Here is a 21,381-nt window from a genome sequence, read left to right on the forward strand (position 1 = left end):
TAGCACAGCACCGAATGAAGAAAACCCCTGAGGCTCAGGGGTTTATCGCACTATACGAGGGCAAGAGGGGCGAGGACAAGAGAGCACAGCTGGCTAGATAACGGCAGCCAGCTCGGCCCCTTGCCGGATGGCGCGCTTGGCATCCAGCTCGGCCGCCACGTCGGCACCACCTATGATATGCACCGGCTTGCCTGCCGCCTGCAACCCGGCCTGCAGCTCTTTGAGGGGCTCTTGCCCGGCACAGATGATCACCTGATCCACCGGCAGACACTGTTTGGTCTCGCCCACCTGAATGTGCAAGCCCTCGTCATCGATCCCCAGATATTGCACCCCGGAGAGCATCTGCACCTTGCGGTTCTTGAGCACGGTTCTGTGGATCCAACCGGTGGTCTTGCCAAGACCGTCACCCACCTTGCTCTCCTTGCGCTGAAGCAGCCAGACTTGGCGCTCGGGGGCGTCGATCTCGGGGGCGATCAAGCCGCCACGCTGGTCGAGTTGCTTGTCGATGCCCCACTCCTTGAGCCAGTGATCACGATGGCCGTCGGCATCCATCTCCACCTTTTTCTCAACTAGGTATTCAGCCACATCGAAGCCGATGCCGCCTGCGCCGATCACCGCCACCTTCTGGCCGACCGGCTTGTGATCCCGCAATACATCGAGGTAGTTCATCACCTTGGGATGCTCAATACCCGGAATATTTGGTGAGCGCGGACGGATGCCGGTGGCGAGGATCACCTCGTCAAAACCGCCGCCGAGCAGGCTCTCGGCACTCTGGCGCTGGCCGAGGTAAAGCTCGACGCCACACTTCTCCAGTCGCTTGGCGAAATAGCGCAGGGTCTCGTGAAACTCCTCTTTACCGGGGATCTGCTTGGCAAAGTTGAACTGACCGCCAATCTCGCTCGCCTGATCGAACAGGCTCACCTGATGGCCGCGCTCGGCAGCGTAGCAGGCAAACGCCAGCCCGGCCGGGCCCGCCCCCACCACCGCCAGTTTCTTGGGCTGGGGCACGCGGCCAAACATCAGCTCGGTCTCGAAACAGGCGCGGGGATTGACCAGGCAGGAGGCCCGCTGCTGCTTGAACACATGGTCAAGGCAAGCCTGATTGCAGGCGATGCAGGTGTTGATCTCGTCCGCCCGGTTTTCGGCCGCCTTGATGACAAATTCAGGATCAGCCAGGAAGGGGCGCGCCATGGAGACCATATCTGCCTCACTACCCGCCAGAATGCGCTCGGCCACCTCGGGGGTGTTGATCCGGTTGGTGGTGATAAGTGGCACTGTGAGGTGCTTTTTCAGCTCGGCAGTGACCCAGCTGAAGGCGCCGCGCGGCACGCTGGTGGCGATGGTGGGAATACGCGCCTCATGCCAGCCGATGCCGGTGTTGATGAGGGTTACGCCGACCTGCTCCAGCGCCTTGCCAAGGGCGATCACCTCTTCCAGGGTCGAGCCCTGCTCCACCAGATCCAGCATGGAGAGGCGGAAGATAATGATGAAGTCGGTGCCGACCCGCTCGCGGATGGCGCGGACAATCTCCACCGGGAAGCGCATCCGGTTCTCATTGCTGCCACCCCAGCCATCGGTGCGCTTGTTGGTGCGCTCGCAGATGAACTGGTTGATGAGATAACCTTCCGAGCCCATCACCTCGACCCCGTCGTAACCGGCCGCCTTGGCCAGCGCAGCGGTTGAAGCAAAGTCGCGAATGGTGCCACGGATCTGCCGCTCACTCATGGCGCGCGGCTTGAACGGGGAGATCGGAGCCTTGAGGGCGCTCGGCGCCAGACTGAACGGATGGTAGGCATAACGACCGGCATGGAGGATCTGCAGCGCTATCTTGCCCCCCTCCTGATGCACGGCCTGGGTCACCTTCTTGTGCTTGGCGACCTGCCAGGGGAAGCTCAGTTGCGAACCGTGGGGCACCAGCCGCCCACGCAGGTTGGGGGCGATACCGCCGGTGACGATGAGACCGACGCCGCCGCGGGCGCGCTCGGCATAGAAGGCGGCCAGCTTGTCAAAGCCGCCCTTCTCCTCTTCGAGGCCGGTGTGCATGGAGCCCATCAATACCCGGTTGCGCAACTGGGTAAAACCGAGATCGAGGGGGGTCAGCAAAGTCGGATAACGGCTCATCATGAACTCCTTTTCGAGGCCGGTGCGCAGGAATCCATACGCAATACCCGGTTCTTGAGCTGGGTGAAGCCAAGGTCGAGAGGAGTCAGAAGCGTAGGGTAGCGGCTCACAAGGCCTCCGGTTAACTTTTTGTTATCAAATTGAAGCTAGAGTAAAGAATCGAAAATGCTTTTTCAAACAAATGTTTGGACATTTTTTCGGCGAACAGACGTGTTCCGAAGCAAGAAAGGACGATGACGCTGTCGATCGCCCCAAGCGGAAATGGCAATTGGTGGGCCAACTGGTTAATAATGATCCTTCTCTACCCATTAACAGGGCGATAACGCGACTATGTCTATTTTCAAAGGTCTGGGTTGGTTGTTCCGCAGCCTGTGGCGCCTGCTCAATTTCACTCGGCTGATGCTGGTCAATCTGCTGTTTCTCATCGTAGTGCTGGTCATCGTCTACAGCGTGGGCCAGAAAAAAGCCCCTCAGGCTCCCATCGAAGGGGCGCTGACCCTCAATCTCAATGGGATACTGGTGGAGCAACGCTCGCAGACTGATCCCACAATGCAGTTGCTGCGCCAGCTGAACAGCAGCGAAGAGCAGCCGGGCGAAATCGTCCTCTCCGATCTGCTGTGGGCCATCAAAAGTGCCAAGGATGACGATCGCATCAAGGCGCTGGTGATCAAACCGCAAGGGCTACAGGGTGCCAGCATCTCCAAACTGCAGGAGGTGACGAGTGCCATCGATGAGTTCAAGGAGAGCGGCAAGCCGGTCATCGCCATGGCCGACTACTACAACCAGGGCCAGTACCTGCTGGCCGCCTACGCCGATCACGTGCTGCTCAACCAGAGCGGCGCCGTAGTGATCGAGGGGCTCGGCGTCCACCAGACCTACTTCAAGTCGGCGCTGGAAAAGTTCAACATCACGCCGCATGTGTTCAAGGTCGGTACCTACAAATCCTTCGTTGAACCCTATATCCGCGACGACATGTCCCCCGAGAGCAAGGAGGCCAACCAGCGCTGGCTGGATCAGCTGTGGCAATCCTATGTGACGGACGTAGCCGGGCAGCGGGAGATAGAACCCGAGGCAGTCGCGCCGGCCAAGGATCGCTTCCTCGAGCTACTGCGCAAGGCTGGTGGCAATGCTGCCAACTATGCCCTCGACAACGGGCTGGTGGATCAGCTGGCAACCCGCGACGAGATGACCCAGGCGGTCATTAAAGAAGTCGGGGAAACCGACGATCACGGTTGGAAAGGGGTCGGCCTGAAAGAGTACCTGGCCGCTGCGCCCGAGCAGTATCCACAAAGCGGCAAGGATGAGGTGGGTCTGGTGGTCGCCAGCGGTGCCATCATGGATGGCGTGCAGCCTGCCGGTACCATCGGCGGCGACACCCTCTCCGAACTGCTGGCTGATGCCCGTCGCGACGACAAGATCAAAGCTGTGGTGCTGCGGGTAGACAGCCCGGGCGGTAGCGCCTTTGCCGCCGAGCAGATCCGTGCCGAACTGCTGGCCCTGAAACAAGCTGGCAAACCGGTGGTGGTCTCCATGGGCAGCTATGCGGCTTCCGGTGGCTACTGGATCTCTGCCGATGCAGACAAGATTTTCGCCTCCCCCACCACCCTCACCGGCTCCATCGGGGTGTTCGGCATGTTCGCCACCTTCGACAAGGCGCTGGCTCATTTCGGTGTGCATACCGACGGCGTCGGTACCACCGATTTCGTCGGGGTCGGCCCGACCCGCGCCCTGCCGGATCACGTGGGTCAGGCAATCCAGCTGAGCGTGGAGGATACTTACCAGCGTTTCGTCGGTCTGGTGAGCAAGGGCCGCGGCCTGAGCCAGCAAGACGCAGAGAAAGCGGCCGAAGGTCGGGTCTGGACTGGCGAAGATGCCAAGGCCCTTGGTCTGGTGGACGAGTTCGGTAATCTGGATGACGCCATCAAGGCAGCGGCCGAACTGGCCAACCTCAAGGAGTGGCAGGTCACCCCCATCGAGCAGGAAGAGTCAGCCAAAGACAAGTTCCTGCGCCAGCTGTTCGACAGCAGCGCCCAGGCGCTGGCCCCACACCTGCAAAACTGGTTGCCCGCAGGCGTTGGCAAGACACTGCTGGAGGTGAACCGCAGCCTGGATCCGCTGACCCGCTTCAACGACCCGCAGGGCACCTACGCCTTCTGCCCGGTCTGCGTGCAGTAATCGTCGACTCGCAAAAAAACCGCCCCTGGGCGGTAAGAATGTGAGTCTCAGCCCCCGAGGTATAAGGGCCAAAGAGTGAGGGAGGCATCATGCCTCCCTCTTTTTATTGGATGCCAGTCAGGGCAAAGGGGTCAGCCACATTGATGCTTTGACCATGGCACCGTTCCTGCCATTCAAACTTTCGAATATTCAGTCACAAAAAATACTTAACTGACTGGCATGACCCTGGGCGGTTTTTATATCTGCCTCAAGGGGCCTGAGTCATGCCAGCAGGCCGGATTCGTGCCAGTGGTGCAACTCGGCCAGCACCCGGGTCTCCCGCGCCGTCCACTGGGGGCAAGGGCCCGCCAGCTGGGTCTTGTTGGTCTGCAGGGCATCGTCCAGCTCGAACCAGCCGGGAGTGAAGCCGAGCCGCACCTCGTAGGGCTGTGGCTGGGGCTCGTTCCAGTCCTCCCCCACTTGACAGAGGTAGTAAAAGGAGCGGATGCAGTAGGCATCATAGTCGGCCTCGCGGGCGGCGCGATACTCCCGCGTCTGCCCGAGCAGGGCACCGATCGCCACCAGCTCGGCGCCACACTCCTCCCGCAGCTCGCGTGCCAGGGCGGCACTGTGGCACTCCCCCTGCTCGATGCCGCCACCGGGAAACATGAGATCGCCGTTGACCCGGGAGTGAACCAGCAGCAGCCGGTCACCGCGCAGGACGATGGCCCTGACGGTGACGCGCTCCAGCTGGCGACCACCGGTGGTCACCTGGCCGTGCAGGAACTGGATGTCGAAGGGGTGAGGCCAGTCACTGGCCAGTTGTTCAATGTGATTCATCAGGATTCAAGGACGGTAAGTCCCGCTTTTTAGCTGCTCGACTATGGTGGCGGCCTGGCTGTCCCAGGCCTCCTGATCGGCTTTGCTCAGGGAGTGATAGAGGCCGAAGCGCTTGGCCGAGACCTCGGGCGTATTCTGGAACGACTCGCTCACCTTGCCCCACAGATAGGCCAGGCCGTACTCCTTCTGGCCCATATAGAGGGTGCTGAGAGAGGTGAGGATCCTACCGTTGACCGCATCCCCTTCCCGATAGAGGGAGAGTGCATGATGCATGAACGCGATGGCCTTCTGCGGCTCGCTCTTGGCATGGATACCTCCCAGCGCCAGCTGCAACTCGGGCTCTTCCAGCACGGGCTGCCCCTCCAGCGCCAAGAAGTGCTGGCGTGCCAGCTCGTTGGTGTTGTTGGTCCAGTGCCAAAGCAACAGGTAGGGATCCTGCGAATTGCGGGTAGCGGCATCGAGCTGGGCAAGCTGCTCGCCCGCCGCCAGCATTCCCTCCACCCGAGGACTCTTCTGCTCCCGGGCTGTCTTGTATTCGATATTGGTAGAGCGCTCGGCGCACTTGAGGTAACGCTCCAAGCTGCGCATCAAATCATATTTGCGCCTGTCCGTCCCCTCTTCCTGCAGATGGTAGCGAGCCCGAATGATGTCGGTCCGCTCATAGCGACACCAACCGTCGTCCACCAAGTCCTGACAAAGAGTCGGATGATTGGCACAGATGTTGTGGATCCTGTCGTCGTTGCAGGCGGTGAGGGTCAGACCGCAACTGAGGCCGAAGAGCAGGGAACGCGCTGAAAAATGGGTCATGGCTCACATCTTGTTGGTAACAATTGCAGCCTGTCACGGCCACCCTTGGCTAGCAAACAGATTACATATCCATTACAATGTGCGCGCCGTATAAGGCCGCGACTGCAGAATAATATAACGAAATCTACATCCCTACACTGATCTGCATTCGACGAATTTCTATTTGCCCCAACAACGTGAAATAAAGGATCTGGTTAATGACCCACGAGCACTACTTGCAAGCGTGGCAGGAGAGCCAGGAGCTCGCCGAAGCCATGCAACCCTTGATAGGTCGCCTCTACCGACAGCAAGGGATCGAGATCACCGTCTACGGACGTCCCCTGCAAAATGCCTCCACTATCGACATTCTCAAAGCCCACAGAGTCGTTCGCCGTCATCAGGGCGCCCCGCTACCGATCCAACAGAGCTTCCCCCTGCTGCAGGCCATCCTGGCCCTGAACCCGACCGCTGCCGAGATCGATCTGGGCAAGCTGGCGGTCGACTACTGGCAGGATCACCAGGACGAGGCAGGCATAGACGACTACCTGCGCGCCAAGCTGGCACCGGCCCTGGGGCGCGACGTGCCACCGGCCACCGACGTAGTACTGTACGGCTTTGGCCGCATCGGCCGCCTGCTGGCCCGACTGCTGATCGAGCGCACCGGCGCCGCCAACTCGTTGCGTCTGCGGGCCATAGTGGTGCGCGGTGGTCTCGAGGGGGATCTGGAGAAACGCGCCAGCCTGCTGCGCCGCGACTCGGTACACGGCCCCTTCAACGGCTCCATCGAGGTGGATGTGGAGCGCAGCGCCATCATCGCCAACGGCACCTTCATCCAGGTGATCTATGCAAACAGCCCGGCCGACATCGACTACACAGCTTACGGCATTCACGATGCGCTGATCGTCGACAACACCGGCGTCTGGCGTGACGAAGCGGGTCTTTCCGAGCATCTCAAGTCACGCGGTGCCGCCCGTGTGCTGCTGACCGCACCCGGCAAGGGCGAGATGAAGAACGTGGTGTTCGGGGTTAATCACGAGGTGATCGGACCGGATGACAAGATCATCTCGGCCGCTTCCTGCACCACCAATGCCATCACCCCTGTGCTCAAGGTGATGCAGGACAAATATGGTATCCGCCACGGCCACGTGGAGACGGTGCACTCCTACACCAACGATCAGAACCTGATCGACAACTATCACAAGGGGGAACGACGCGGTCGCAGCGCCGCCCTCAATATGGTGATGACCAGCACGGGCGCGGCCAAGGCGGTGGCCAAGGCACTGCCTGAGCTCAAGGGCAAGCTGACCGGTAATGCCATCCGGGTACCGACTCCCAACGTGTCGCTGGCCATCATCAATCTGTCGCTGGAGCAGGCCACAGATCGGGAAAGCCTCAACGCCTATCTGCAGCAGATGGCGCAAAGCTCCGCCCTGCATCGCCAGATCGACTTCAGCGCCAGCACAGAGCTGGTCTCCTCCGACATGGTGGGATCGCGCTTCGCAGGCATCGTCGACTCCCAGGCGACCATAGCCGAAGGGGATCACTGCGTGCTCTACGTATGGTATGACAACGAGTTCGGTTACAGTTGTCAGGTAGTGCGGGTGATGGAGCAGATGGCTGGCGCGGTTCGCCAGGATCTGCCCGTCTGATCCCGCGGTTCATGGCGCAATAGTTCAAGGAGAGGCCGGATGTCGTTTCAACTGGGTGAGTTTCAACAGGCCATCAGACAGATGCCCAAAGAAGTGTATGAGCGGCTCAAGACCGCGGTTGAGCTGGGCAAATGGCCCGATGGCAAGCCCCTCACCGACGACCAGAAGGCCACCTCGCTGCAGGCGGTGATGGCCTGGCAGGCGATGCACATCGACAATCCCGAGCACATGAACATAGGTCGTGACGGCGAGATAGTGATGAAGAGCAAGAGCGAGCTCAAGCGTCAGTATCGGGACGAGGAAGAGATAGTCAGGATCGACCTCAACCACTGAGCCTGACCCGGCAGGCCGCTCGCGGCGGCCACAACAGAGAGGGGAGCCACTATGGCTCCCCTCTCTTTTTCCTCTCTCTGCAGGGTGCGGATACCCCCTCATCCCCAACCTTTCTCCCACCAGAGGAGAAGAGGACGGATCGGCAGTCTGCGGATCGTTCGTGGATCACCTGTCGATGCTCCCCATGGCGAACCTCCAACAGCACCTCGATCTATCCCCTCTCCCTCCGAGCTAGGGCCCAACACTCAGGGCGTCAGCTCGCCGCGCAGGGATTGCTGCATCAGCTCGCGGATTCGCGGCGCTGGCAAGCCCTGGCTCAACAGGAAGTGCAGCTTGGTCAGCGCCGCCTCGGCTGTCATGTCAAAGCCCGAGATGACCCCGGCGCGGGACAGGGCATTGCCGGTAGCATACCCCCCCATATTGACCTTGCCGTGCAGGCACTGGCTCAGGTTGACTATGATGACGCCGCGGGCCGAGGCCTCGGAGAGCAGCGCCAGCATGGCCGGGTTCTGCGGCGCATTGCCCACCCCGAACGACAGCAGGATCAGCGCCTTCACCGGTTGCTGCAAGATGTTGGCGATCACCTCGCTGGAGATGCCCGGATAGAGGGTCACCACGCCGATAGGCTGGGGGGTGATGTCATGCAGCACCAGCGGCCGCTCGGACGGGGCACCCAGCTCGCCCGCTTCCAGCGAGATGGCGATGCCGGCGTTGAGCAGCGGCGGGTAGTTGGGCGAGTCGAAGGCGTGGAAGCCGTCGGCGTGCACCTTCTTGCTGCGGTTGCCACGATAGAGCTGGTTGTTGAAGAACAGCGTCACCTCGTGGATCGGGTAGTTGGCCGCGATGTAGAGGGCATTGAGCAGGTTCTGCTGACCATCGGAGCGCAGCTCGGCAAGCGGGATCTGGGAGCCAGTGATGATCACCGGCTTGTGCAGATCTTCGAGCATGAAGGAGAGTGCCGAGGCGGTGAACGACATGGTGTCGGTGCCGTGCAGGATCACGAAGCCATCGTATTTCTCGTAGTTGTCTCGAATGTCCTCGGCGATACGCTGCCAGTCCGCCGGGGTCATGTCGGAGGAATCGATGAGGGGATCGTATTCGTGAATATGGTAATCCGGCATCTCGGGGCGATGAAACTCGGGCATCCGCGCCAGACAGTCTTCCATAAAGCCCGCCATCGGCACATAGCCGTGGTCGGAGCGCTGCATCCCTATGGTGCCGCCTGTATAGGCAATGTAGATAGACTTCTTCACACCCTCTCCTCTTTGATGGGCACAACACCCGCGTTAATGGGCTCAATACCCGCAAACCATGAATCCCCATGGGAAACGAACCTGGGTCTTCACATCCCGTCCGTTGCCGCCTGATGGGCTGAAAACTGGCGAATTATAGAGACTGGCGCCCCAAATGACAGCCGTTGAATCGCAGTTACCAGGCATAAACAGACAACCAACCCAATAGTGTTAAATATCATAACAAAGTACAAAACAGACCATTAAACTAACAAATATGGATGTATTTGGTGTTTTTTGCTACTATCTGCCAGATTTTTCATAAATCTCATCTGGATGCCTGATTCATTCAGGCCCACATAGATCCCATTTTTGCGTGGGACGGGGGGAATATCACCCCTTCTTTGTTGGCACATGAGCCACACTGTTTTTATCCCGGCTGAATCTGTGAGTCTTCATCAACGAAAGACACAGCCAATCAACATGGGAGTACTGAATGCTACAACTTGATTCCTACGCCACCCTGGTCGCAGCCACCCTGGTGTTGCTGCTCGGTCGTTTGCTGGTGACCCGAGTCGGGCTACTGCGAACCTTCAACATCCCCAAACCGGTTGCCGGCGGCTTGGTGGTCGCCCTGGTGCTGCTGCTGCTGCGCTCGACCCTGCAGCTGGAGTTGCAATTTGACACCAGTTTGCAGACCCCGCTGATGCTGGCCTTTTTCGCCTCTATCGGCCTCTCCGCCGATCTCGCCAACCTCAAACGCGGCGGCAAGGCGGTGATCACCTTCCTGATGGCGGTGACCGGCCTGCTGCTGATGCAAAACAGCCTGGGGGTGGGTCTGGCGACCCTGCTCGGTCTGGATCCCCATATGGGGCTGCTGGCCGGCTCCATCACCCTCTCCGGCGGCCACGGCACAGGTGCGGCCTGGAGCGCCACCTTCGCCGAGAAGTACGGGGTGCAATCCGCCGCCGAACTTGCCATCGCCTGTGCGACCTTCGGCCTGGTGTTGGGCGGCCTGATCGGGGGCCCGGTTGCCCGCTATCTGGTCAAGAAGGTGCAGGTGCCCGGTGCAGAACACAACAGAGATGAGGCGCCCAAGGGCTTCGAAATGCCCGACATGGAGCGCCCGCTCACCACATTCAGCCTGATCGAGACGCTGGCGCTGATCGCCATCAGCCTGAAAGGGGGCGAGCTGTTATCCGCCGCCCTCAAGGGCGGCGCCCTCGAGCTGCCGAGCTTTGTCTGCGTGCTGTTTGTCGGTGTGCTGCTACGCAACCTGTTGACCCTGCTCAACTGGCATGAGGTGAGTGATCGCGAGGTTTCCCTGCTCGGCAACGTCAGCCTGTCGCTGTTCCTGGCCATGGCGCTGATGAGCCTGAAGTTGTGGGAGCTCTCCAGCCTGGCCCTGCCCATCTTCATCCTGCTGGCCACCCAGACGGTAGCGATGGCGCTCTACGCCATCTTCGTCACCTTCCGGGTCATGGGCAGCAACTATGACGCGGCCGTGCTGGCGGCGGGCCATTGCGGCTTCGGCCTGGGGGCCACCCCGACGGCCATTGCCAACATGCAGGCCGTCACCCAGCGCTTCGGCCCGTCCCATCTGGCGTTCCTGGTGGTGCCCATGGTGGGGGCCTTCTTCATCGACATCATCAACGCCATGGTGATCAAGCTGTTTATGGCGCTCCCCTTCCTGTAAACCGCTCACCCAGACATGATATGAACAAGAGCCCACCTCATGGTGGGCTCTTTGCTAACGGCCATCCTGGCGGTTCCGCGCCATCGTCCAATGGCAACCCCCCGGTGACAACGGCAATCATGGGCACCAGCTAGCGTCCCCTGTCATGAAGCAGCCAGACCGCAGATAACAAAAAGCCCCGCACCAAGGTGCGGGGCTTTGTTCAGGATGGGACGCAGGCGTCCCGTCGCATCATCCCTTACAGGATAAAGGTCGAGACCTGCTGGTTCAGATCGGTGGCGCGACCCTTGAGGCTATGGGCCTGATCCAGATCGCGCATGGCAGCGGCGGTGATCTCGTCACTCACATCCTTGATGGCGGTGGTGTTCTGAGTGATCTCGCCAGTCACCTGGGTCTGCTCCTCCGCGGCGGTGGCAATCTGACCCGCCATGTCGGAGATGAGCGACACGGCATGGGTGATCTCTTCCAGCGCGGCGGCGGCGGCATCGGCGTCTTTCACGCTGTTGTCGGCCAACCCCTGGCTGGTCTGCATCAGGCTCACCGCGCGTGCCGTGGTCTGCTGCAGCGTCTCTATGGTGGACTGGATCTCCTGAGTGGAGTCCTGGGTACGACGAGACAGCACCCGCACCTCGTCCGCTACCACAGCGAAACCACGACCCTGTTCACCGGCACGCGCCGCTTCGATGGCCGCGTTCAGTGCCAGCAGGTTGGTCTGCTCGGCGATGCCCTGGATGGTGGAGAGGATGCCGGAGATGGCTTGGGCGTGACGGCTCAGCTCGCCGATCACCTCGGTCGCCTGCCCCACCTCTTCGGCCAGGCCGTTGATGGACTGGCGAGTCTGGTTCACCAGCAGCTTGCCCTGCTCACTGCTCTGGGCGGATTGCTGGGCGGCAGCAGCCGTGTTTTCGGCGTTGCCGGCAATCTCCATGGTGGCGCTCGCCATCTCGGTGACAGCGGTGGCAACCATGGTCACTTCCTGCTGCTGACGCTGCAACTCGTCCACGGAGACCTGGTTGGTCACCAGACTGCGCTCGGCATCGGCATTCAGCTCGTTGGCCAGCTTGCGGATGTTGCCGATCAGCTGGTGCTGGCTGCCGACGAAACGGTTGAAGCTGTTGGCCAGCTGGCCCACTTCGTCGTTGGCGTCGATCTTGATGCGCTGGGTCAAATCGCCGTTACCGTCGGCGATGCGGGCCAGAGCCTGGGAGACCTTGCTGAGCGGGCCGAGCAGCAGGCTGACCAGCCAGGAGATGGCAATGATGCTGCCCACCAGCACCAGCAGGGCCAGGCCAAGCTGGGTCATCAGCAGGGAGGATAGCGGGGCTTCCAGCGTTTCCTTGTCCAGTACCAGAACCAGCGCCCAGTCGGTATCCGGGATATCCACGGACCACAACAGCTTGTCGCGGCCTTCGTTGTCGAAGTAGGCCGGGAGCAGGCTGTTGCTGGCCTTGCTCTGCTCGATCAGGGCGTTGGTCAGATCGTTGTCGATCTCGGTGGCCGGCTTCATCGCCTTGGCCGCGTCCTTGTAGGCGATGACGGTGCCGTCCTTGTGCATCATAATGGCGATGCCGTCGGCGGGCAGCTTCATCTTGGTGATGTCTTCCACCAGGGAAGCGATGGAGAGATCACCACCGACCACGCCGCCTTGCGCCGGCTGGGCCAATGTTACCACCATGATGTTGTAGGCCACATCCAGATAAGGTTTGGTCACGATAAGACCCCCCTTGCTCATGGCTTCCTGATACCAGCCACGAGAGCGCGGGTCATAGCCGTCACGATTAATGGAAGGGTCTGAGTCATGCATCTTGCCGTTGCTCTCACCAAAATAGGTGAGCTGAAAGCGACCCGAGACTTGCGCCTGTTGCAGGGCATTGAGGGGCTCGGCACCGGCCTTGTTGCCAAGCGCCTGGATCACGTCGCGACGTGCAGAGAGCCAATCACTGACGCTGGCGGCCTGCTGGCGGCCCAGTCGTTGTACCTGTTCCTGACTGCCTTGCAGCAACAGGGACTTCTGGCTGGTATAGCTCTGCCAGGAGAGCAGCAGGATCACCAATGACAGGGCGATCACCACTGACAACAGTATCTTCTGCTTGAGTGATAGGTTTTTCATCATGATTTCTTCTTATGAGGTCAGGAACCGGATTTCCCAAAAGTGCACAGCACAGCACTGCGTCGTTATTAGCGACCCGTCAGGCCGAAACTGAACCTGAAAATGAGTCTGCGGGCGATATTTTCCACCGAGTTAGGGAAAACTGCACCAGAAATTGACTACAGGACGCCCACAAGGACAGGCGACCCTGTTTATTCCTTCCACAATTGGCTAGAATATCCCGTTTTTAAATCACATCGACCCCGAGAGTTTTCACGATGTTTGAAGTCAATCCTGTATTAAACAAGCTTAAGGAGCTGTCTGAGAGGACCGAGCTTCTTAGGGGGTACCTTTGACTATGACGCGAAGAAAGAGCGTCTAGAAGAGGTCAACGCCGAGCTGGAACAGCCGGACGTATGGAATGAGCCGGAGCGCGCACAGGCGCTGGGCAAGGAGCGCGTCACGCTGGAAAACGTGGTGGGCACCATCGATGCCCTGACCCAGGGCGCCGAAGACGTCGAGATGTTGGTGAGCCTGGCGGTGGAAGGGGAAGACGAAGAGACCTTCAACGAAGCCGTGGCCGAAGCCGATGTGCTGGAAAGCAAGCTGGTGGATCTGGAATTCCGCCGCATGTTCTCCGGTCAGCACGACGCCTCCGACTGCTACATCGACATCCAGTCCGGCTCCGGTGGTACCGAAGCTCAGGATTGGGCCAACATGGTGCTGCGCATGTACCTGCGCTGGGGCGATGCCCACGGTTACAAGCCGGAGCTGATCGAGCTCTCTGACGGCGACGTGGCCGGCATCAAGTCCGCGACCATCAAGTTCACCGGCGAATACGCCTTCGGCTGGCTGCGCACCGAGACCGGCGTCCACCGTCTGGTTCGCAAATCCCCGTTCGATTCCGGTGGCCGCCGCCACACCTCGTTCTGCTCCATTTTCGTCTATCCCGAGATCGATGACGACATCGACATCGAGATCAACCCGGCAGACCTGCGTATCGACGTCTACCGTGCCTCCGGCGCCGGTGGTCAGCACGTCAACCGGACCGAATCCGCGGTGCGTATTACCCACGTTCCGACCGGCGTCGTGGTACAGTGCCAAAATGATCGTTCCCAGCACAAAAACAAAGATCAATGTATGAAGCAGCTGAAAGCCAAGCTCTACGAGCTGGAAATTCAGAAGCAAAACGCTGAAAAACAAGCCCTCGAAGAGACCAAGTCCGATATCGGCTGGGGCAGCCAGATCCGTTCCTATGTACTGGATGATGCACGCATCAAGGATCTACGTACCGGCGTCGAAACCCGCAATACCCAAGCGGTCCTCGACGGCGACCTGGACAAGTTTATCGAAGCCAGCCTGAAGTCAGGCCTGTAAAAACAGAGCAGCAGGAATCACCATGTCTGAACAAACTACAACTCCGGAAGTAGACCACTCTCTCGAACTGAACAACGAGATGACGGAGCGTCGTTCCAAGCTGGCCGCCTTGCGCGCCCAGGGCAACCCCTTCCCCAACGACTTCCGTCGTGACAGCCTCTCCGGCGATCTGCACGCCGAGTTTGGCGACAAGAGCGCCGAAGAGCTGGTGGCCTTGGGTAAACAGGTGAAGATTGCCGGTCGCATCATGACCCGCCGGATCATGGGCAAGGCGTCCTTCGCTACCCTGCTGGACATGGCCGGCAAAATCCAGGTCTACGTCACCCGTGACGACCTGCCGGAAGGTTTCTACAACGAGCAGTTCAAGAAGTGGGATCTGGGTGACATCGTCGGTGTCGAAGGCACCCTGTTCAAGACCCAGACCGGTGAGCTCTCGGTACACGTCTCCACCATACGTCTGCTGACCAAGGCACTGCGTCCGTTGCCCGAGAAGCACAAGGGCCTGACCGACCAGGAAGCGCGCTGCCGCCAGCGTTACCTGGATCTGATCGCCAATGAAGAGTCCCGCAAGACCTTCATGATCCGCACCAAGGTGGTTGCCGGCATCCGCAAGTTCTTCAACGACAAGCAGTTCATGGAAGTGGAAACCCCCATGATGCAGGTCATCCCGGGTGGCGCCTCCGCGCGTCCGTTCGTCACTCACCACAATGCGCTGAACATCGACATGTACCTGCGTATTGCACCCGAGCTCTACCTGAAGCGTCTGGTGGTCGGTGGCTTCGAGCGTGTTTACGAGATCAACCGCAACTTCCGTAACGAAGGTATCTCGGTGCGTCACAACCCCGAGTTCACCATGATCGAGTTCTACATGGCCTATGCCGACTACATCGATCTGATGGACCTGACCGAAGAGTTGCTGCGCACCCTGGCGCAGGACATTCTGGGCGACACCCAGATCCGTTACGCCAAAGAGGGCGAAGAGGGTCTGACCATCGATTTCGGTCAGCCGTTCCAGCGCCTCACCATGGTGGACTCCATCCTGAAGTACGCCGAGGGCGTGACTCGGGAAGACCTCACTACCCTGGAGAGCGCCAAGGCCGTTGCCAAGCGTCTGCACATCGAGCTGATGAAAGGTTGGGAGCTGGGTCACGTGATCACCGCGATCTTCGAAGAGACAGTGGAGCACATGCTGCTGCAGCCGACCTTCATCACCGAGTACCCGGCAGCTGTCTCTCCGCTGGCCCGCCGCAACGACGTGAACCCGGACGTCACCGACCGCTTCGAGTTCTTCATCGGTGGCCGCGAGCTGGCCAACGGCTTCTCCGAGCTGAACGATGCGGAAGACCAAGCCAAACGCTTCCAGGATCAGGTTGATCAGAAAGAAGCGGGCGACGACGAAGCCATGTTCTATGACGCCGACTTCGTGACTGCACTGGAACACGGCCTGCCGCCGACTGCCGGTCAGGGTATCGGTATCGACCGTCTGGTCATGCTGTTCACCAACAGCCACACCATTCGCGACGTCATCCTGTTCCCGGCCTTGCGCCCGCAGCAAAAATAAGCCCGGTACGCAGGCATGACCTGCGCCTCGATGGCAATGAAACGCCCCGCAACTGCGGGGCGTTTTTTATGGCGAAGGTAGCGAGCCCACGAGAGTGGCACACGCTGGCACCTCATGGAGTAGGTGGCAGCAACCACTCCCCCTGCCACAGGGTCAACCCCTGACCCGCCATCAATACCCGCTCGCCCCGGAGCTCCAGCCTGAGATCACCGCCTCTGGACGAGACCTGACGGGCCCGCAACTGCTGCCTGCCGAGCCGTTCAGCCCAGAAGGGCATGAGAGCGCAGTGGTTGGAACCAGTAACCGGATCCTCATCGACGCCCACCCAAGGGGCAAAATAGCGGGAGACAAAATCATCATCCGCCCGGCTCGACGGGGCGGTGACGATCAGCCCCCGTCCCGGCAGGGCACGCAGGGCATGGAAATCAGGCGAAAGAGTGCGGATCTCCTCTTCACTTGCCAGCTCTAGCAAGAACTTGGCCCCGGCCGCCAGGGTCTGTCGTGGTTGGCAACCGATCGCGGCAGCATAGGCGGGATCCAGCGTCAGTGGCGTCAACGCGATACGCGGAAAATCGAGCCAAATCCACTCCCCTTCGCGCCGGGCCAGCAGCTCACCACTGCGGGTCTCGAAGCGGATCGTCTCGTGTGCGGCTACTGCCCCTGTCTGCCACAACACATGGGCAGCTGCCAAGGTGCCATGACCGCAGAGATCAACCTCGACTGTCGGCGTGAACCAGCGCAACTGGTAATGGGCCCGGCCAAGTTGCACCAGAAAGGCAGTCTCGGAGAGGTTGAACTCGGCCGCCATCGCCAGCTGGCTGGCATCCGGCAGGGCGGGTCCCAGTACGACCACCGCAGGATTGCCACCAAAGGGCTGCTGGCTGAAGGCATTGACATGAAACAATCTAATATTCGACATTGCACTTCCTGTGTTATCAAGTAGCACTCATTTAACGCCCTTTATACCACGATCCTCTTTTGCTGCGGGCGCAAGCGTGCCCCAACCCCTTTTAATGCATTAATAGAATAAAGAAGACATTTTTATTCTTTGTTGTTATTGAACACGCCCTTTAATCTGACCAAAAATCAGACCATGGAAGACGTGTGTGATGCAATTGAAGGATTCTCTGACCAACCTAGCCCCCCTCTCTGATGAACAACAACGTCAGTTGAACCAGGCGCTCTCGACCCTCAATACCCAGCAACTGGTCTGGGTGAGCGGCTATCTCTACGGTCTCTCCCAATCCGGCAGCCAGCCTGTGGCGGCCAGCGGTACGCTGGCGGCGCCCGGCGGCAGTCTGACCATTCTCTATGGATCCCAGACAGGCAACGCCAAGGGTGTCGCCACTGCCATCAAGGCGCAGGCCGAAGCCCGTGGCCTACCCGTCACCCTCGCGTCGATGGCCGACTACAAACCCAAGCAGCTCAAGAAAGAGAGCCACCTGCTGGTAGTAGTGAGCACTTACGGGGAGGGTGAACCGCCGGAGAGCGCCGTCGATCTGTTCGAGCAGCTTAAAAAAGGCAAGATTGGCAAACTGGACGGGCTCAAGTTCGCCGTGCTGGGGCTGGGTGACAGCTCCTACGAATTTTTCTGCCAGACCGGCAACGATTTCGACAACTTCCTCGCCACCGCTGGGGCCGAGCGGATTCATGAGCTCGCGAGCCTCGATGTGGATTATCAGGATGCGGCCAAGAGTTGGGGCGAGCAGGCACTCAACGCCATTGCCGCGACGCTCACCACCGGCGCAGCCAGCAGCAAGGTGGCAAGCGCGGTGCAGCAGGCGGTAGGCCTGAGCCAGCACAGCAAGGAGAACCCCTTCCCTGCCCGCCTGTCGGTCAATCAGAAGATCACAGGCCGGGATTCCACCAAGGATATCCGCCATATCGAGATCAGCCTCGAGTCCTCCGGACTCGTCTATCAGCCGGGGGATGCCCTCGGCATCTGGTTCGACAACGACGCCGATCTGGTGGGCGAAGTGCTGGCCCTGGCTGGCCTTTCTGGCGATGAAGACACTGCCCATGGCACCTTGCGCGCCGCACTGTTAGGTCACTTCGAACTAACCCGGCTGCACGGCGGCTTTATCACAGGGCTCGCTGACATATCGGACAACGCGGCGCTGAAAGATCTGGCGGGCGACAAGGCCCAGGTCAATGCACTGGTTGCCTCTGCCCAAGTGGTGGATGTGCTGAAACGCTTCCCGACCGCCCTCACTGCCGAGCAGCTGGTTGGCCTGCTGCGCCCCCTCACCCCGCGCCTCTACTCCATCGCCTCCGCCCAGAGCGAGGTGGAAGAGGAGGTGCACCTGACCGTCGGGGTGGTGCGTTACCCGCAAGAAGATGGCACCGTGCGCTCTGGCGCCGCTTCTTCCTATCTGGCGGATCGGCTGATTGAGGATGGCGAGGTGCGGGTGTTTGTGGAGCACAACGACAACTTCCGCCTGCCCGCCAATCCCGACACCCCTGTCATCATGGTGGGCCCGGGCACCGGAATAGCCCCGTTCCGCGCCTTTATGCAGGAGCGGGAAGCCCAGGGAGCGGAAGGCAAGAACTGGCTCTTCTTCGGCAACCCCCACTTTACCCAGGATTTCCTCTATCAGGTGGAGTGGCAGCGTTATGTGAAATCGGGCCTGCTGTCGAAGATCTCGCTGGCCTTCAGCCGGGATCAGGCCAACAAAATTTATGTGCAGGACCGCCTGCGCGAAGCGGGCCAGGAGCTCTATCAGTGGCTGGAAGCAGGCGCTCACTTCTATGTGTGTGGTGACGCCAACAAGATGGCCAAGGATGTGCAGGAGGCCCTGCTGGATGTGATTGCCGAACACGGTCACAAGAGCCGTGAGGAAGCAGAAGAGTATTTGAGCGAATTGCGTCGTGCCAAACGTTATCAAAGGGATGTCTATTGATGAGCAAGCAAACAATCTCGGAACAGAAAGCGGGGCCAGTGGAGGGACCGCTGGCTGACAACGAACGTCTCAAGCGCGAGAGCAACTTTCTGCGCGGTACCATAGAGCAGGATCTGCAAGACCCGCTCACCGGTGGCTTCAACGGCGACAACTTCCAGCTGATCCGCTTCCACGGCATGTACCAGCAAGATGACAGAGACATTCGCCCCGAGCGTGCCGCCCAGAAGCTGGAGCCGCTGCACAACGTCATGCTGCGTGCCCGCCTGCCGGGGGGGATCATCACCCCGGCCCAGTGGCAGATCATCGACAAGTTCGCCGAAGAGCACAGCCTGTACGGCAGCATTCGCCTGACCACCCGTCAGACCTTCCAGTTTCACGGGGTGCTCAAGCGCGACATCAAGCTGATGCACCAGACCCTCAACAGCACCGGCATCGACAGCATAGCCACAGCCGGCGACGTGAACCGCAACGTACTCTGCACCAGCAATCCGGTGGAGTCCGAGCTGCATCAGGAGGCCTACGAGTGGGCCAAGAAGATCTCCGAGCACCTGCTGCCCAAGACCCGCGCCTACGTGGAGATCTGGCTGGACGGTGAAAAACTGGGGCAGGACGAGGAGCCTATCCTGGGCTCCAACTACCTGCCGCGCAAATTCAAGACCACAGTGGTGATCCCGCCTCACAACGACGTGGATATCCACGCCAACGATCTTAACTTCGTGGCGATTGCCGAAGGTGGCAAGCTGGTGGGCTTTAACGTGCTGGTGGGAGGTGGGCTGGCCATGACCCACGGCGACACCAGCACCTACCCGCGCAAGGCGAGTGACTTTGGCTTTATTCCCCTCTCCCACGTATTGGAGGTAGCGGCCGCCGTGGTCAGCACCCAGCGCGACTGGGGTAACCGGGTCAACCGCAAGAACGCCAAAACCAAGTACACCCTCGAGCGCGTCGGCGTCGAAGCCTTCAAGGCCGAGGTGGAGAGCCGCGCAGGTATCCCCTTCGCCGAGAGTCGCCCCTATGAGTTCACCAGCCGTGGCGATCGCTTCGGCTGGGTTGAAGGGATAGATGGCAAGCACCACCTGACCCTGTTTATCGAGAATGGACGCCTGCTGGACTTCCCCGGCAAGCCGCTCAAGACCGGCATGCTGGAAATCGCCAAAGTGCATCAGGGCGATTTTCGCCTGACCGCCAACCAGAACCTGATCATTGCCGGGGTGCCCGCCAGCGAGAAGGCCCGCATCGAAGGGCTGGCGCGCCAGTATGGCCTGCTGGATGACGGCGTCAGCGAGCAGCGCAAGCAGTCCATGGCCTGTGTGGCCCTGCCCACCTGCCCGCTGGCGATGGCAGAAGCGGAGCGCATGCTGCCCGCCTTTGTCACCGACATCGAAGGGCTGCTGGCCAAGCACGAACTGTCGAATGACGCCATCATCTTCCGTGTCACTGGCTGCCCCAACGGCTGCGGCCGCGCCATGCTGGCGGAAGTGGGTCTGGTGGGCAAGGCGCCCGGCCGCTACAACCTCCATCTGGGCGGCAACCTGGAGGGCACCCGCATTCCGCGCCTCTATCAGGAGAACATCACAGAGCCGCAGATCCTGGCCGAGCTCGACGTGCTGATCGGCCGCTGGGCCAACGAGCGCAATCAGGGCGAGTGCTTCGGCGACTTCGTGATCCGGGTCGGGGTGGTGGCGCCCGTTATCGATTCCGCGAGGGACTTCTATGCAGCCTGAACTGACTGATGGCGGGCGGCTGACACTGACCGCTGATGGCAGGCTCGACCTCTCCGCCCTGCTCACCCTGAACCGGGACGAGCAGACCGAGGCGCTGGCGCCCCTCAACCGGGCGCTGGATGCCATGAGTGCCCCCGAGCGGGTGCGCTGGGCACTGGCCAATCTGCCGGGTGAGCATCTGCTCTCTTCCAGTTTCGGCATTCAGGCAGCGCTCATGCTGCATCTGGTGAGCCGCGAGCGGGCCGACGTGCCGGTGGTGCTGACCGATACCGGTTATCTCTTCCCGGAGACCTACCGCTTTATCGATGAGCTGACCGAGCGCCTCGCGCTCAACCTGAAGATATACAAGGCCGCGTTGTCACCGGCCTGGCAGGAGGCGCGATTTGGTCTCTTGTGGGAGCAGGGCGTGGAGGGGATCACCCGCTACAACCAGCTCAACAAGGTGGAGCCGATGGACCGCGCCCTGAACGAGCTGGGGGCCCAGACCTGGTTCTCCGGCTTGCGCCGGGAGCAGTCCGGCAGCCGGGGCACGTTGCCAGTGCTGGCCATCCAGCGTGGCCGCTTCAAGTTCCTGCCGGTGATCGACTGGAGCAACAAGGATGTCTTCTACTACTTCAAGGAGTTCGACCTCCCCTATCACCCGCTGTGGGAGCAGGGTTATCTGTCGGTCGGCGATGTCCACACCACCACCAAGTGGGAGCCCGGCATGAGCGAGGAGCAGACCCGCTTCTTCGGCCTCAAGCGCGAGTGCGGCCTGCACGAGGAGGGTGGCAAAGAGCATGGCGAGCAGGGTGGCTCCGGCATCTGAGCCCGCTGGCAAGGCCAGATCCTGACAATAAAAAAACGCCCGGCAAGTTCTGGGCGTTTTTATTGCTGAGGTGCAGCGGCTAACGTGCGCAGGGCATAGCGCCCTGCGTGC

General features: G+C 60.5%; 15 protein-coding genes. 9 read left to right on the forward strand and 6 right to left on the reverse strand.

Translation table 11 applies throughout. The annotated features are described in order from the left end of the window. Positions 1-93: 93 nt before the first annotated feature. Positions 94-2,121, reverse strand: coding sequence for an NADPH-dependent 2,4-dienoyl-CoA reductase (locus WJM78_RS16240; RefSeq protein ID WP_339015892.1), 2,028 nt, complete (start codon positions 2,119-2,121; stop codon positions 94-96). Between the two features lie 330 nt (positions 2,122-2,451). Between WJM78_RS16240 and sppA the strand changes: the two genes are divergently transcribed. Then, positions 2,452-4,296 carry a signal peptide peptidase SppA gene (gene sppA / locus WJM78_RS16245; RefSeq protein WP_339010554.1) on the forward strand — a complete coding sequence of 615 codons (1,845 nt, stop codon included), beginning with the start codon at positions 2,452-2,454 and terminating at the stop codon, positions 4,294-4,296. Between the two features lie 261 nt (positions 4,297-4,557). On the opposite strand, the gene WJM78_RS16250 is transcribed toward sppA, so the two are convergent. Next, entirely contained in the window at positions 4,558-5,115 is a 558-nt protein-coding gene (locus tag WJM78_RS16250; protein WP_042035698.1) for an NUDIX domain-containing protein, read from the reverse strand. Between the two features lie 6 nt (positions 5,116-5,121). Continuing rightward, entirely contained in the window at positions 5,122-5,922 is an 801-nt protein-coding gene (locus WJM78_RS16255; protein ID WP_339010556.1) for a DUF2989 domain-containing protein, read from the reverse strand. A 197-nt stretch (positions 5,923-6,119) separates the two neighbouring features. On the opposite strand from WJM78_RS16255, the gene WJM78_RS16260 reads away from it, so the two are divergent. Both WJM78_RS16260 and WJM78_RS16265 read left to right on the forward strand, forming a co-directional pair. Continuing rightward, positions 6,120-7,550: a glyceraldehyde-3-phosphate dehydrogenase gene (locus WJM78_RS16260; protein ID WP_339010557.1), complete on the forward strand. Its 1,431-nt coding sequence runs from the start codon at positions 6,120-6,122 to the stop codon at positions 7,548-7,550. A gap of 39 nt (positions 7,551-7,589) precedes the next feature. Then, positions 7,590-7,883 (forward strand): YeaC family protein, encoded by a 294-nt coding sequence (locus WJM78_RS16265; protein WP_042035703.1) that lies wholly within the window; start codon positions 7,590-7,592, stop codon positions 7,881-7,883. A gap of 245 nt (positions 7,884-8,128) precedes the next feature. Here the strand turns inward: WJM78_RS16265 and ansA are convergent, their stop codons facing one another. Next, positions 8,129-9,136 carry an asparaginase gene (gene ansA / locus WJM78_RS16270; RefSeq protein ID WP_042035704.1) on the reverse strand — a complete coding sequence of 336 codons (1,008 nt, stop codon included), beginning with the start codon at positions 9,134-9,136 and terminating at the stop codon, positions 8,129-8,131. Between the two features lie 475 nt (positions 9,137-9,611). On the opposite strand from ansA, the gene gltS reads away from it, so the two are divergent. Then, positions 9,612-10,811, forward strand: coding sequence for a sodium/glutamate symporter (gltS, locus tag WJM78_RS16275; protein ID WP_042035705.1), 1,200 nt, complete (start codon positions 9,612-9,614; stop codon positions 10,809-10,811). A gap of 238 nt (positions 10,812-11,049) precedes the next feature. On the opposite strand, the gene WJM78_RS16280 is transcribed toward gltS, so the two are convergent. After that, on the reverse strand, positions 11,050-12,921 hold the full coding sequence (locus WJM78_RS16280) for a methyl-accepting chemotaxis protein (RefSeq protein WP_339015894.1): 1,872 nt from the start codon (positions 12,919-12,921) through the stop codon (positions 11,050-11,052). A gap of 257 nt (positions 12,922-13,178) precedes the next feature. Between WJM78_RS16280 and prfB the strand changes: the two genes are divergently transcribed. Beyond that, positions 13,179-14,277 (forward strand): peptide chain release factor 2 gene (gene prfB, locus WJM78_RS16285; protein ID WP_108536280.1). Its coding sequence is split into 2 segments (ribosomal slippage): positions 13,179-13,253 and positions 13,255-14,277, totalling 1,098 coding nucleotides; the frame shifts between segments, so codons are not numbered across the junction. A 22-nt stretch (positions 14,278-14,299) separates the two neighbouring features. Then, the gene (lysS, locus tag WJM78_RS16290) at positions 14,300-15,838 is read left to right on the forward strand and encodes a lysine--tRNA ligase (protein WP_339010559.1); all 1,539 of its coding nucleotides are present in this window, start codon (positions 14,300-14,302) and stop codon (positions 15,836-15,838) included. A gap of 112 nt (positions 15,839-15,950) precedes the next feature. On the opposite strand, the gene WJM78_RS16295 is transcribed toward lysS, so the two are convergent. After that, positions 15,951-16,757, reverse strand: coding sequence for a PhzF family phenazine biosynthesis protein (locus WJM78_RS16295; RefSeq protein WP_212513058.1), 807 nt, complete (start codon positions 16,755-16,757; stop codon positions 15,951-15,953). Positions 16,758-16,947: 190 nt separating this feature from the next. On the opposite strand from WJM78_RS16295, the gene WJM78_RS16300 reads away from it, so the two are divergent. From WJM78_RS16300 to WJM78_RS16310, 3 genes are read left to right on the forward strand one after another with little or no spacing between them, the layout of a single operon-like run. Beyond that, entirely contained in the window at positions 16,948-18,738 is a 1,791-nt protein-coding gene (locus WJM78_RS16300; protein WP_339015896.1) for an assimilatory sulfite reductase (NADPH) flavoprotein subunit, read from the forward strand. Further along, positions 18,738-20,462 carry an assimilatory sulfite reductase (NADPH) hemoprotein subunit gene (gene cysI, locus WJM78_RS16305; RefSeq protein ID WP_339010561.1) on the forward strand — a complete coding sequence of 575 codons (1,725 nt, stop codon included), beginning with the start codon at positions 18,738-18,740 and terminating at the stop codon, positions 20,460-20,462. The genes WJM78_RS16300 and cysI overlap by 1 nt, the downstream gene beginning before the upstream one ends. After that, entirely contained in the window at positions 20,452-21,270 is an 819-nt protein-coding gene (locus WJM78_RS16310) for a phosphoadenylyl-sulfate reductase (protein WP_339010562.1), read from the forward strand. Before cysI ends, WJM78_RS16310 begins: the two co-directional genes overlap by 11 nt. The last annotated feature ends 111 nt before the right edge of the window (positions 21,271-21,381 follow it).

Origin of the sequence: Aeromonas popoffii (assembly GCF_037818705.1) — a bacterium.
Lineage (GTDB): Bacteria > Pseudomonadota > Gammaproteobacteria > Enterobacterales > Aeromonadaceae > Aeromonas > Aeromonas popoffii.

What these genes read in the sequence shown, in the direction of transcription:
- WJM78_RS16300 (WP_339015896.1), top strand. Translation starts at nt 16,948, where the DNA reads ATGCAATTGAAGGATTCTCTGACCAACCTAGCCCCCCTCTCTGATGAA.
- WJM78_RS16255 (WP_339010556.1), bottom strand. Translation starts at nt 5,922, where the DNA reads ATGACCCATTTTTCAGCGCGTTCCCTGCTCTTCGGCCTCAGTTGCGGT.
- WJM78_RS16310 (WP_339010562.1), top strand. Translation starts at nt 20,452, where the DNA reads ATGCAGCCTGAACTGACTGATGGCGGGCGGCTGACACTGACCGCTGAT.
- lysS (WP_339010559.1), top strand. Translation starts at nt 14,300, where the DNA reads ATGTCTGAACAAACTACAACTCCGGAAGTAGACCACTCTCTCGAACTG.
- WJM78_RS16250 (WP_042035698.1), bottom strand. Translation starts at nt 5,115, where the DNA reads ATGAATCACATTGAACAACTGGCCAGTGACTGGCCTCACCCCTTCGAC.
- gltS (WP_042035705.1), top strand. Translation starts at nt 9,612, where the DNA reads ATGCTACAACTTGATTCCTACGCCACCCTGGTCGCAGCCACCCTGGTG.
- WJM78_RS16280 (WP_339015894.1), bottom strand. Translation starts at nt 12,921, where the DNA reads ATGAAAAACCTATCACTCAAGCAGAAGATACTGTTGTCAGTGGTGATC.
- WJM78_RS16240 (WP_339015892.1), bottom strand. Translation starts at nt 2,121, where the DNA reads ATGAGCCGTTATCCGACTTTGCTGACCCCCCTCGATCTCGGTTTTACC.
- WJM78_RS16265 (WP_042035703.1), top strand. Translation starts at nt 7,590, where the DNA reads ATGTCGTTTCAACTGGGTGAGTTTCAACAGGCCATCAGACAGATGCCC.
- sppA (WP_339010554.1), top strand. Translation starts at nt 2,452, where the DNA reads ATGTCTATTTTCAAAGGTCTGGGTTGGTTGTTCCGCAGCCTGTGGCGC.
- cysI (WP_339010561.1), top strand. Translation starts at nt 18,738, where the DNA reads ATGAGCAAGCAAACAATCTCGGAACAGAAAGCGGGGCCAGTGGAGGGA.
- WJM78_RS16260 (WP_339010557.1), top strand. Translation starts at nt 6,120, where the DNA reads ATGACCCACGAGCACTACTTGCAAGCGTGGCAGGAGAGCCAGGAGCTC.
- WJM78_RS16295 (WP_212513058.1), bottom strand. Translation starts at nt 16,757, where the DNA reads ATGTCGAATATTAGATTGTTTCATGTCAATGCCTTCAGCCAGCAGCCC.